This is a genomic window from Bacillus sp. FSL K6-1033 (genome assembly GCF_038630765.1).
Lineage (GTDB): Bacteria > Bacillota > Bacilli > Bacillales > Bacillaceae > Bacillus > Bacillus altitudinis.
In genome coordinates this window covers 3,404,313-3,416,209 of sequence record NZ_CP152041.1, presented here as the reverse complement: position 1 = coordinate 3,416,209, position 11,897 = coordinate 3,404,313, and the positions used below count along the sequence as shown (strand labels likewise).

13 protein-coding genes are annotated in these 11,897 nt (G+C 43.7%); 10 read left to right on the top strand and 3 right to left on the bottom strand.

Features of this window, described 5'->3' with window-relative positions; translation table 11 throughout:
* Positions 1-114: 114 nt before the first annotated feature.
* The 3 genes from MHH31_RS17565 to MHH31_RS17555 all read left to right on the top strand — a co-directional run bounded on the left by MHH31_RS17565 (position 115) and on the right by MHH31_RS17555 (position 2,230).
* Positions 115-447 (top strand): YwdI family protein, encoded by a 333-nt coding sequence (locus tag MHH31_RS17565; protein WP_008343634.1) that lies wholly within the window; start codon positions 115-117, stop codon positions 445-447.
* 33 nt (positions 448-480) lie between these two features.
* Positions 481-1,791, top strand: coding sequence for a purine/pyrimidine permease (locus tag MHH31_RS17560; protein WP_041507947.1), 1,311 nt, complete (start codon positions 481-483; stop codon positions 1,789-1,791).
* A 67-nt stretch (positions 1,792-1,858) separates the two neighbouring features.
* Positions 1,859-2,230: a DUF423 domain-containing protein gene (locus tag MHH31_RS17555; RefSeq protein WP_003215282.1), complete on the top strand. Its 372-nt coding sequence runs from the start codon at positions 1,859-1,861 to the stop codon at positions 2,228-2,230.
* A 41-nt stretch (positions 2,231-2,271) separates the two neighbouring features.
* Here MHH31_RS17555 and MHH31_RS17550 read toward each other — a convergent pair whose 3' ends face one another.
* From MHH31_RS17550 to MHH31_RS17540, 3 genes are all read right to left on the bottom strand, one after another.
* Entirely contained in the window at positions 2,272-2,889 is a 618-nt protein-coding gene (locus tag MHH31_RS17550) for a cupin domain-containing protein (protein ID WP_335364607.1), read from the bottom strand.
* Positions 2,890-3,020: 131 nt separating this feature from the next.
* Positions 3,021-3,563, bottom strand: a complete 543-nt coding sequence (gene gerQ / locus MHH31_RS17545; protein WP_007497781.1) for a spore coat protein GerQ — start codon at positions 3,561-3,563, stop codon at positions 3,021-3,023.
* A gap of 341 nt (positions 3,564-3,904) precedes the next feature.
* On the bottom strand, positions 3,905-4,579 hold the full coding sequence (locus tag MHH31_RS17540) for a YIP1 family protein (protein WP_024719479.1): 675 nt from the start codon (positions 4,577-4,579) through the stop codon (positions 3,905-3,907).
* A 175-nt stretch (positions 4,580-4,754) separates the two neighbouring features.
* Here MHH31_RS17540 and MHH31_RS17535 point away from each other — a divergent pair, with 175 nt between their 5' ends.
* The 7 genes from MHH31_RS17535 to MHH31_RS17505 are packed head-to-tail and all read left to right on the top strand — an operon-like array spanning position 4,755 to position 11,897.
* The gene (locus MHH31_RS17535) at positions 4,755-5,525 is read left to right on the top strand and encodes a glycosyltransferase family 2 protein (RefSeq protein WP_041508123.1); all 771 of its coding nucleotides are present in this window, start codon (positions 4,755-4,757) and stop codon (positions 5,523-5,525) included.
* A 6-nt stretch (positions 5,526-5,531) separates the two neighbouring features.
* Positions 5,532-6,944, top strand: a complete 1,413-nt coding sequence (locus MHH31_RS17530) for a CDP-glycerol glycerophosphotransferase family protein (protein ID WP_342495038.1) — start codon at positions 5,532-5,534, stop codon at positions 6,942-6,944.
* 21 nt (positions 6,945-6,965) lie between these two features.
* Entirely contained in the window at positions 6,966-8,144 is a 1,179-nt protein-coding gene (locus MHH31_RS17525) for a DegT/DnrJ/EryC1/StrS family aminotransferase (RefSeq protein ID WP_342495037.1), read from the top strand.
* Positions 8,141-9,016, top strand: coding sequence for a GNAT family N-acetyltransferase (locus MHH31_RS17520; protein WP_342495036.1), 876 nt, complete (start codon positions 8,141-8,143; stop codon positions 9,014-9,016). The genes MHH31_RS17525 and MHH31_RS17520 overlap by 4 nt, the downstream gene beginning before the upstream one ends.
* 1 nt (position 9,017) lies before the next feature.
* Complete coding sequence (locus MHH31_RS17515; RefSeq protein WP_041507943.1) at positions 9,018-10,142, top strand: N-acetylneuraminate synthase family protein; 1,125 nt, start codon at positions 9,018-9,020, stop codon at positions 10,140-10,142.
* Positions 10,132-10,872, top strand: coding sequence for a glycosyltransferase family protein (locus MHH31_RS17510; protein WP_096882000.1), 741 nt, complete (start codon positions 10,132-10,134; stop codon positions 10,870-10,872). The genes MHH31_RS17515 and MHH31_RS17510 overlap by 11 nt, the downstream gene beginning before the upstream one ends.
* Positions 10,869-11,897: a glycosyltransferase gene (locus MHH31_RS17505; protein WP_056704143.1), complete on the top strand. Its 1,029-nt coding sequence runs from the start codon at positions 10,869-10,871 to the stop codon at positions 11,895-11,897. Before MHH31_RS17510 ends, MHH31_RS17505 begins: the two co-directional genes overlap by 4 nt.

The window sequence follows — 11,897 nt, the reverse complement described above, 5'->3', positions numbered from 1 at the left end:
AGGGTCAAATAAGAGGATCAGAAGCACACAGCTTTGAAAAAATGAACCCATTCGGTTTGTTCATTTGGTAAAATAATGTTGGAAAACGAATTTTTTAGATTGGAGGGTCTACCCTTGAATATTCATATATCAAGTCTGCTTCAAAAAATGGAGGAAGCCATTCAAAAAGCAAAACAAAGTGGAAATGATGAAGAGGTGAAACGTCAAGCGGCGGTCATCTCTTCACTATGTGATGTCATTCTCGACACATCATCACAGGTGCAAATGCCGCAGTCTTCGGTCATTTCACCACCTCCATCTATACAGACACCATCTGCACCGGCTGTGTCTACGGATCAAGCCATGCTAGAGAAATTGATGGGCACTAGCGGTGCAAAGAAATTTCAGCATAAAGAAGAGGGTCAACAAGAGAAAGATGGCAACGGTGACTCTATTTTTGATTTTTAATGGTCTTGTCACGACAAAGGGAAGGTGATCGGGTTGAAACTATTTTTGGGCGCCATTCAGTGGATGGCATTTTTTATCGCAGCTTCTATTGCTGTGCCGATTGCGATTGCACAAGCATTTGAATTAAATCAAGTGCAGTCGGCGGAACTGATTCAGAGTACATTCTTTTCACTTGGACTTGTGGCGATGGTGCAGTGTTTATGTGGTCATATGCTGCCGATCAATGAAAGTCCAGCAGGGCTGTGGTGGGGGGTATATACCCTTTATGCAGGCATGACAGGGACGATTTTTGCCACATATCCTGAAACCTTGCAAGCATTACAAGGGGCTTTAATTTTTAGTGCTGCGTTCTTTTTTATTTTTAGTCTCTTTAAAATCATTAATTGGCTTGCGTCTTTATTTACGCCGGTTGTCACAGGTATTTATTTGCTGCTACTTGTTGTGCAGTTAAGTCAGCCAATCATGAAAGGGCTAATGGGGATCGGCTATCGGGGAAATCAGGTAGATGGGCTTGTCTTTTGTCTATCGATCTTGATTATTGTCATCACCTTCATGATCAGCCGCTCAAAATGGCATTATTTAAGACAGTTTTCTGTGTTATTCGCACTTGCAGGCGGCTGGCTGTTATTTGCTTTACTCGGACTAGCGAAGCCAGTTCGCATTCCTGAGCAGATCATTGAGTTTCCAAAACTGTTTCCGTTTGGCATGCCGGTCTTTGACAGTGGACTGCTTGTCACGTCCTTTTTTATTACGATCTTACTCATTGTGAATATGCTGGCAAGTATTCGAATTGTGGAAAGTTCCGTGAAGGCATTTGGTGAACTGCGTGAGCGGAAACGAGCCAGACCGGCTGGTTTTGTCGCCGCATTTGGTCATTTGCTAAGCGGACTGATTGGTGCGATTGCGCCTGTCCCTATTTCAGGGGCAGCGGGTTTTATACAAACAACCAAAATTCCATCGAGAAAGCCATTTTTTATTGGCAGTCTGCTCATTGTCCTCATTAGTTTATTTCCATTATTGATGAGCTTTTTCTCTGCATTGCCTTCTCCTGTGGGGCTGGCTGTGAACTTTGTGGTGTTCTCTTCTATGATTGGGATTGCTATGTCTGAATTCGATCAGTATGAAAAAGAAGACATCCCGCGCATTCGATTTGTGCTTGGCATCGCTGTTTTAGCGGGTGTGGGCGCAATGTTTGTGCCGCAGGGGGCATTGAAAGGCATGCATCCTGTGCTGATTTCTTTATTGAGCAATGGTCTTGTGCTTGGCACACTGATTGCGATTGTGGTCGATCAAGTGCTACTGCGAAAGAAGAAGAAATCCGACAATCTCGTGTCAGCATCATAGGAAAGTTGAATGTTGGATAAGACCCGCGCTATGATAAACATAATTGATGAGATAAGGAGAATGACGAATGAAACTATTTTTCATATTAGGTGCCATTAACGCCATGCTTGCGGTTGGTCTTGGAGCCTTCGGTGCACATGGATTGGAAGGGAAAATTCCTGAAAAGTATATTGAGATATGGAATAAAGGGGTTCAATATCAGATGTTCCATGCAATTGGCCTATTTATTGTCGCCTTTCTGGCAGATAAGCTGTCAGGTGTTTCTCTAGTGCCGACCGCTGGCTGGGTGATGCTGGCAGGCATTCTTTTCTTCTCAGGAAGCCTTTATGTGCTTGCCTTGACTCAGGTGAAGATTCTAGGTGCCATTACACCAATTGGCGGAGTGGCATTTATCGCTTCTTGGATCATGCTAGTGATTGCAGCAGCAAAAAATTTATAAGATAAAAAACCGATGCTCTCATAAGGGCATCGGTTTTTTTCTTAACTCCAATAAGGAGAATAGTTCGGAGGTGCTTGATAATAAGGTACATAGTGGGAAGGGGGGACAGGGTGCGTTTGTGTCTCTTCCTCCCGGTGGCAGAAAGGTCCGATAAACACACCAGGTTTCACAGGCTGCGTCGCCTGCTTCCACTGCGTTTCGTTCATGCAATAAGTATGTGCCATGATGTGTGAAGGCGTGAGGGTTAGAAGGTCTGAACCTAAGATGACTTCTGGCGTCGATGCGTTAAAAATGGCTAACAAATGGGTTTTGTCCTGTAAGGCGACTTCATAATGCCACCAGCCTTGTGGCACATTGACTACCTGCCCAGGGGTAATGGTGTAGGTGGACAGCTTTTTTGTAAAAGGGTTCAACATGGATACAGCAGCAGAGCCGGCGATACAATAAACAAGCTCGGCAGCATTTTGATGATAATGAGGCTCTACTACTTTGCTTTTACTCAAATATATATCCAGCAGAGATACTTGATCGAGCGAATTTAATTGTTTTTTTCCTAAAACATTAATCAGGTTGTGTTGGTCATATTTCACAAGGGGGCTTTGGTTCAGATCAAATGAATATTTGACATTCGGCGATGTATAATCCAGCTCAACAGTCATTGATGTCACCTCTAGGCGTTTAATAAAAACTACTAGGCATCTTATGAGCCTTCCCCCGAAGGTGTGTCAAAAACCTAGACAAAAGAAAAAAGCAAGGGCGTCTGCACCTTGCTGCTGATAGGACCTTGAGGTTATCTCGGAGAATACGTAGACATCGAGTATGGGTAGTCATATTGAATTTCCCCATCAAACGTAATGTAATCAAGGTAGATTGTTAACAATAAGTATCGTGTCCCAGTTTTGTTATCACTAATGATAATGTGATCACGTCCTGCGGCCTCAATGACCCCTCTAAAAATCTTAGAGTTCCATTCTTTACTTGCCTCAAACGTCATATAGATCGTGGCTACTTTGCCGCGGTTTAATCGTAAAATATTTTCAATATAGGACTGCTCAAGCGGCAGCTGACCGGTGACGTTCTGCTGATAAATCGGTCCCGAAGGAATTTGATAGGGCTGCCCGCCACTTTGCCCACCTTGGCCTCCTTGTGAAGTACCAGTAGACGGCATTGGCGAATACCCCTGCTGCATTTGACCTTGCATTTGACCCTGCGTTTGGGGAGGGACTGAATAACCCATCTGCTGCGCAGGATACGGATTTGCTCCATATTGTTGCTGGCGAAAATCTTGACCTTCGAAACCCGAACCTTGCCCAAATTGATTTTTCAATTTCATAACGTTCCTCCTCTTTCCTCATGGTGTTCTAAACAGAAGGCAGAAAAGCGCCTGTTGTTTCCATAGCATTCTTTTTCTCTTTCACACTATGAGACAGGAAGAGAGAATATGTACATTGAACGAAAAAAAGGAACTGCTTTGTGCAGTTCCTCAGCGTGTAGACAAACCCTCGCATTCGGTGTCAGTCCTGCGCTTCGGTGCTCACGAATGTCAAATTCGCTCCGCGCCGATGCTCGTCCTTCCTAGACTGCAAAGGTTTTCTATCACGCTGAAAAGAAGACAAACCCCATATTCGTACTGCCTAGACTGCAAAGGTTTCCAACAATCTAAGGAATGCCTGTTTACATCAACCAATTCATAGCCCGCTGGACGTCATAGAGAAGGGTCATGATGAGAAAAAATAAGGCGATCGGTGTGATGGCAATGATAAAGGCCTGCCATATTCTCAGCTTCATCACAGCGACAAGGCCTAAAACAGCCATCCCAAATATCCATGTCTTGGTATACGCATCAACCAGTGGTAAAACACTGAGATAATACCATAATTCATAGTGCTGGTCTAAATAGGGTGAGATTTTCACAAATGTATACGGACCAAGCAACCCCACAGTAAAAATCCAAGTAAGAGCAAATAAGGTGGAAGGAAAAATGACCGTCAGTGTGCAAGCTTTGAGCACATCTCGATACGGCGCTTTACTGCCAAAAAACAGTCGCCCTAACCACTGTAAAATGAATGAACCGAAAAATAGAAGGAAATTGCCTACTAAAATACCAAAACCTGCTCCGTGTAACAGAATAAAAGGATATGGAATATGATTGCCCATATACTCACTAAAATACCCTTCGTACATCCAGCTAGTACCAGCGATACTTGCAAGGAGTATCATCAGCCACATGGGAATAGAGGTATGTTCATATGAGCGAATAATCGTTTTTGTCGCGACAAAAATTTTAAAGAATCGAAAAAAACCTTTTGCTTCCTCTTCTTGGGAGAGATCACTCTTCATATACTCCAATGTTCTTTACTCCTTTAATACACATAAATGATTACTTATATTACCAAAATTTTTACGTTTTTCAAAGATAGATCATGAAAAAAATCCAATTTTATAAAAAATAGGTCACTCTACAGTCTCTTTAAGAGGAGACACATATGATAACCATAGTTTAAAAGAGACCGAGGTGAAAACATTGACGAAAGTAACGGTCATTATGACGAGCTACAACAAAGCGGCCTACGTTGGCAGATCAATTGAAGCGGTGCTGCAGCAGACCTTGTCAGACTTTGAACTTTTTATCATGGATGATGGATCAAACGAACAAACCCTTGCTGCTATTGAGCCTTTCCGTAAAGATCCACGCATCCATTTTATCCAAAGCGGGGTGAAAACGCTGGAGGAAAGAACGGCGAAAACACGCTATGCCGTCCTCATTAATCAAGCATTAGAACAGGCAAAGGGCGAGTATATTTCCTATGCCACAGATGACAATGTCTATGCACCAGACCGTTTAGAGAAGCTCACGAATTATTTAGATGCTCGTCCAAATGAACATATTGTCTATTCTAGTTCAAAAGTTATCTATTTAAATAGCGAAAAAGAGCCAGTAAAGGAAACGATTCGACCTGCGCAAACGGTGCAGTGGAATGCACCTTGTGCTATTGATCACTGTTCAGTTGTACATCGTGCATCCATTTTAACAAAGATTCGAGCTGAGTTTGGATCCTACTGGGACGAGAGTCCGCATTTTTATCGAATAGGGGATGCGCGGTTCTTTTTTAGATTAAATCACTTTTATCCGTTCTACCCTTTTGATGAGGTATTGGATACAAACTACATCACAGAACAGTCTATTCATTATCAGTTGGCAGAAGATGAGAAAAGCGATTTTATTCAAGCACTTCCTCCGCAGTCTACCTGCAGGGAGCTCCGTCATATATTAAAACAAAGACATGGGAGGTGACCTTAAGTGTCGCATTATATTCATCATTATTGGCAGGTGTACTTTGAGTATGTGAATCTGATGAAAGACTTAACCTATCGCCACATCCCCCTTGGATTAATCAGTAATTTTTATCAATATATCAGCCCTGAAGTGAGGGAACGTATGGAAGATGAGGCGTTTGGTGAAGAGCTGACAACGACTTGTCCAAAGCCGCAAGACATTCAGCCATTTTTTGATCAGCATAAACAGCAGATCAAGCATATCCCTTATCGTCCGAGTCATGGAAAGGTGCTGCTTCACTTTGAACACCTGCGTTTTACTGAACAAAATTACATGCGGTTCCATCCGAACCAAACAGTGGTGCTCGCACGCTGGAAGAAGGCTGATTATTTCGGATTACCGGTGATCAGCAAGCCGGAATTAGCCGGAGAGGTTAATAAAGAAGCCCATGTTGAATATATTGAAAAAGCAAATGCTCTATTGAAACCTTACGCCCACCATCCTGTCTTTGGCAATGTCTTTTTTAGAGAAAAGCTTCGGAAGGACATTGTGCAATTTATTGATGTGATTGACCAAATAGAAACGCTATTTGAGATGCAGCCGATCACAGCTGTCGTGGTTGGTACGACGGAGGATGCATATAGCCGTGTGCTCGCCTTGCAAACCGTGAAGCGCCATCTCACAAGTATTTGTCTTCAGCACGGTGCGCTCATGGGAGACGAAGCCTTTTTGCCGATTTTCACCACCTGCCACGGAGTGTTTGGAAAATATGAAAAGGACTGGTATGTAGACAAAGGCTGTCAGCCTGAGCAGGTGGAGATCACAGGTCACCCGAGATTTGATTTGGTGCAGGAGCGAACACCGCTTCAACAGGAAATGGTCTTTCGTAAATTGAACTTCAATCCTGCCAAAAAGACTGTGCTCGTGGCAACACAGCCGTTTTCAGAAGCCTTTTACGGTGATGTTCTTAAAACGATTGCAAAACGGAAAGATATTCAGCTGATTATGAAGCCGCATCCGTGGGAAATCGCTCGAAATCGATTAAATGACTACACAGCGATTGAACGTGCGGGGAACCATGTGAGATTAATTAAAAAAGAGATCGACTTGTATGACCTCCTGCCGTATATGGATATGGTCATAACGCTCACATCAACAGTTGGTCTGGAAGCAATGCTCTTTAAAAAGAGTGTACTGATTGGAAAAATGACAGAAGGCAGAAGATACCCTTATTACGAGTCGCTTGGCAGCTGCCACATGGAAAACCCTATTGAGTTGGCCGAGAAAGCGATCCGTATTTTATCGGATGAACAAGAAATGAAGCTGGCGAAACAGCAAGGTGCTCGTTTCATTCAAGAGCATTATCCGCATGCACAATCGACCGATGTTCTGCTTTCTCTGCTCAAAACAAAAACAGGCGTGGATTTTCAGAGATGAAGATAGGGGTGTGCAAGCGATATGGGACAAAAGAGAGCACAATTTCTTCCTTATGCACTGCCTTTTATTGAACAGGAAGAAATTGATGAAGTCATTGGAACATTAAAGTCCGGCTGGTTGTCCACCGGACCAAAAGTTAGACAGTTTGAAGAAGAGTTTAGGCAGCTGACTGGAGCGAAGCACGCAATAGCAGTCAATTCATGCACAGCTGCTCTATTTTTAGCGTTAAAGGCGAGAGGCATTGGAGCTGGTGATGAGGTCATCACAACGCCTCTGACGTTCTGCGCAACAGCCAATACGATCATCCATACGGGGGCAGCCCCTATTTTCGTGGATATTGATCCGGCGACACTCAATCTAGATGCGAAAAAATTAGAAGCGGCCATTACACCACATACGAAAGCGGTTGTCCCTGTACATTTTGCTGGTCAATCGTGTGATATGGACCAAATTTTAACGATTGCCAAAAAATATGATTTGTTCGTGTTGGAGGATGCCGCTCATGCCCTCTATACGACCTATCATGATCAACCGATTGGATCAATTGGTGATGCGACCGCTTTTAGCTTCTATGCAACGAAAAACATAGCGACTGGTGAAGGTGGCATGCTGACGACAAATGATGATGCACTTGCGGCTAGAATCAGAAGGCTGGCGCTTCACGGGATGAGTAAGGGAGCGTGGAATCGTTATGGAGAAAAGGGAACATGGTATTACGAGGTCGAGGAACCGGGCTATAAAATGAACATGTTTGACGTGCAAGCATCGTTAGGGCTCGTTCAGCTAAGCCGGTTGAAGGAGATGCAGACACGTAGAGAACAGATTGCGAAGACATACAATCAGGCATTTCAACATGAAGCTGGTCTCATCTTGCCGCCTGTACATGATGAGGGAAGACATGCGTGGCATTTATATGTGCTGCAAGTTGATCCAAAAGAAGCACTGATCACACGCGATGACATGATTGATCAGCTGCAAAAGGAATATAAAATCGGCACGAGTGTTCATTTTATTCCCGTTCACTTGCATCCATATTATCAAGAGACCTATAACCATTCACCAGAGGATTTCCCTGAGGCACTCACTTATTACAAACGAACGCTTTCGCTCCCGCTCTATCCAAGTATGACAGATGAAGATGTGCAGGATGTCATCACCGCAGTCGTGTCAATTTTAAAAGACAAGAAGGCCTCTTCATGAAAGTCGTTCATGCAATAGACGATCAGGTGCTGGCAGCTTGGCTCAAAACATATGGTCATGAAGCGGAACGCATGGCAGGATTCAAGCAGTTTGCTCTTGTCAGCGGTGCTAAGCTCAAAGCAGTGCTGCTATACGAATGGTCCAAATGGGAGAGCGGCATTTTTGACAAGCATATTTTTCATGTGAAGTTTGTGAAAGCTGAATCAGCGCTGCTCTTTAAAGAATTGATGGAGAGATTCATCAATTGGATGAGAACAGAAAAATGTGATTTTTTCTTTTTACGTCTTGAGGCGGCTGATCTTGAAAAAAACCGCATTGTTCAAAAACTATCCCATGTGTATTATGTCGGTGGTCTCACTAGGCTTGAGGCACCGCCTGCCCTCATGGAGATGCCATCATCAGATCAAGATGTGGTGATGGGTGTGCCAGATGAAAAGGATTACGATGAGGCGGTCTTACTAGGTAATCAGGCTTTTGTGAAAAGCCGTTATGCCCTTGATCCATATTTAGACCAGCGTGTTGTTCAGCATTTTTATCAGGAGTGGATGAGAAACAACCTATTCGGACGCGCAGATATCAACCTCGTTGCCAAGGTAAATGATGAAGTGGTTGGCTTGATTCAAGGTATGACAAAGGGGCATGAGATGGGGCTTGAGCTTTTTGCGATTAGACCGGATGTTCAAGGAAAAGGGATCGGAAAAAAGCTGTTTATTGAGATGATGAAAGTGTCTCATCACAGAGGGCATCACTTCATTTCTGCGGGGACACAGCTTCATAATACGACAGCCATTCAGCTGTACGAAAAGATGGGGTTTAGGACAACAAATGCCTTTTTGTATTACCATGTGTGGCCGAAAAAAGGAGAGAGGTAAGATGGCGCATTTCTATATCGGAGATCGCAAAGTAGGAGATGATGCGCCTGTCTTTATCATTGCAGAGGCAGGCATTAACCATGATGGAAAGCTGGATCAGGCACTTGCTTTAATTGATGTGGCAAAAGAAGCAGGGGCTGATGCGGTGAAGTTTCAAATGTTTCAAGCGGATCGGATGTATCAAAAGGAACCGGGGTTATACGAAACGGCCAAAGGAGAAGAAGTGTCTATTTTTTCTTTAGTGGAACAAATGGAGCTGCCGCCAGAATGGCTACCTGTCTTATTGAGACGTTGTAAGGAAAAAGGACTGATGTTTTTAAGCACCGTGTGTGATGAAGAATCGGCTGATTTATTGAATCAAACGAATCCGCCTGCTTTTAAACTGGCATCCTATGAAATCAACCATTTGCCTCTTTTGCGTCATACGGCTTCTTTTCACAAGCCGATCATTTTTTCAACAGCTGGGGCCACCATTGCTGATGTTCATGAAGCATACGAAACGATTACGAGCCAGCAAAATAAGCAAGTCGCCATCATGCATTGTGTGGCAAAGTATCCAGCTCCTAGAGCATATACGAACCTGCGGGTAATTCAAACCTTAAGGTCCGCTTTCCCTGAAGCAGTCATTGGCTTTTCAGATCATAGTGAACACCCGACGGAAGCGCCAGTAGCCGCTGTGAAGCTCGGGGCAGCAATGATTGAAAAACATTTTACAATAGATAAAACATTACCCGGAGCGGATCATTCATTTGCTCTTAGTCCTGAAGAATTAAAGGAAATGGTTCAGCACATTCGAGCAGCAGAAAAGCAGCGGAATCAAGCGGAAATAGACGTTCATTCATTACCAGAGGAGCTTCTTGGCAGTTCTTATAAAACGACAACAGCCATTGAAGGGCAGATTCGAGAATTTGCGTATCGAGGAATTTTTACGACCAAAGGCATTGCAAAGGGAGAGACCCTCACGTCAGAAAATGTAGCTGTGCTGCGCCCTGGACAAAAAAATCAGGGGTTGCATCCGCGATATATGCCGATTTTACTTGGCACAAAGGCTGTGAGAGACATCCCAGCCCATACAGGTGTTTCGTGGAAAGACGTACTCATGCAGGAGTCTCGAGATGATGCATGATGTACTTTTTGTCATTCAGGCTAGGATGGGATCAACAAGACTGCCCAAAAAAGTGATGAAACCGATCGGCGGAATGGCGCTGATTGATTTGATTGTGGAGCGAGTGAAGCAATCAGATGATTACCATCACAAAATGCAAAATCTTATGATTGCCACAACGGTCGAGCCAGAGGATGACTATTTGGCTCAATACTGTATGTCAAAGGGTTATAAGGTGTTTCGAGGCAGTGAGGCAGATGTGCTTGAGCGGTTTGCGCAGATTGTCCGCCAATTTGAACCTAAAACGGTTGTGCGTTTAACGGGAGACAATCCATTTATAGATCCTTCGCTTTTGTCGAAAATGCTTGAAAAACATAGACAGGAAAAGGCTGATTACACATATACGAACGGAACACCACTCGGTATTTCCGGGGAAATGATTGAGGCATCTATTTTATGTGAAATCGACAAATTTCCCCTCACTTATTCAGAACGTGAGCATGTCACGCTGTATATCAGAAAGCATCCCGAGCAATTTCACCTTCAATTATTCACACCGCCCAAAGAACTTGCATATCCTGCTTATCGATTCACGATTGATACAGAAGAAGATTATGAGTTTGCTACCTGTTTATTAGAGAAAGCTGGTGGTTCTATTGCTGTGCCGACAGCTGAGCTCATTTCCATCTGTGAACAACATCCAGACATTGTTCGTTTGAATCAATCTGTGAGACAGAAGGATGCTGAATGAACAAAAAAATCATGATTGTTGTTTATGGGGGTTTTTTAAGAGGAATGGGTCATGTCGTCAGAATGAAACGTTTGGCAAAAGAACTGCTTCAGGAAGGGAACAACTTATATTTCTATACAAATGATCAGATTTGTGTAGAAATGCTTTCGCACCCAGAGTGGCACGTTCAGATGGTGCATGAGTCGAATGCGCTTCTCCAGGTCCAACAAGACATCAAAAAGCTAAAGCCTGACCTTTTAGTCATAGATGTTCTTGATTGTGATCTTCAGTTTCTTCAAACGATCAAAGACTCCTGTGGCAGTGCGAGATTGGTCTTATTTGAGGAAAAAAGAGAGGAAGCCTGTCAGCTTGCGGACACGGTCATAAACGGCATTTATGGCGGTCTGGACGGGAAGCACGAGCAGGTTAATGGCACGGCTTATTATCATGGAACGCCCTATTTATTGTTAGATCACGAGATTAATCGATTCAAAGACACATATGAGGTTCGGAAAGAATGTAAAAAGGTGGTCATCAGCCTTGGCGGCAGTGATCCGTGCGGCCTGTTATCAAAGGCTGTATCGGCGCTTCTTCAAACAAATCACCTAGACATTTTAGCGGTCGCAGGAAAAGCCTCTCACATCAAAGAGCAAGTAGAGGCGGAACATATCCAATTCATTCAACATACAGATCAACTACCGGTTCTTTTATCAGAAGCTGATGTGGCTATCGTAGCAGGCGGTATGACGTTATATGAGGTAATTTGTATCGGGGTGCCCAGCATTGTCCTATCGCAAGTAGACCACCAAGCAGTGACAGCGAGCATGTTTGCGCAAAAGGGCGCTTGTTTTCACCTTGGATTAGGTGACCTTGTGGAAGAAAAAGACCTGTTGCAAGCTGTTCAAAAACTGTCTGACAGCTATTTTCTCCGCAGAAGCATTCATCTTAATGGACGTTCACTCATTGATGGAAAAGGAATCGAACGAGTGAAAAACATTCTTATACACCTCATGAATTCACACCAAAAAGAACATAAGGATGTGTAG

What these genes read in the sequence shown, in the direction of transcription:
- MHH31_RS17555 (WP_003215282.1), top strand. Translation starts at nt 1,859, where the DNA reads ATGAAACTATTTTTCATATTAGGTGCCATTAACGCCATGCTTGCGGTT.
- MHH31_RS17550 (WP_335364607.1), bottom strand. Translation starts at nt 2,889, where the DNA reads ATGACTGTTGAGCTGGATTATACATCGCCGAATGTCAAATATTCATTT.
- gerQ (WP_007497781.1), bottom strand. Translation starts at nt 3,563, where the DNA reads ATGAAATTGAAAAATCAATTTGGGCAAGGTTCGGGTTTCGAAGGTCAA.
- MHH31_RS17525 (WP_342495037.1), top strand. Translation starts at nt 6,966, where the DNA reads ATGGGACAAAAGAGAGCACAATTTCTTCCTTATGCACTGCCTTTTATT.
- MHH31_RS17520 (WP_342495036.1), top strand. Translation starts at nt 8,141, where the DNA reads ATGAAAGTCGTTCATGCAATAGACGATCAGGTGCTGGCAGCTTGGCTC.
- MHH31_RS17515 (WP_041507943.1), top strand. Translation starts at nt 9,018, where the DNA reads ATGGCGCATTTCTATATCGGAGATCGCAAAGTAGGAGATGATGCGCCT.
- MHH31_RS17510 (WP_096882000.1), top strand. Translation starts at nt 10,132, where the DNA reads ATGATGCATGATGTACTTTTTGTCATTCAGGCTAGGATGGGATCAACA.
- MHH31_RS17505 (WP_056704143.1), top strand. Translation starts at nt 10,869, where the DNA reads ATGAACAAAAAAATCATGATTGTTGTTTATGGGGGTTTTTTAAGAGGA.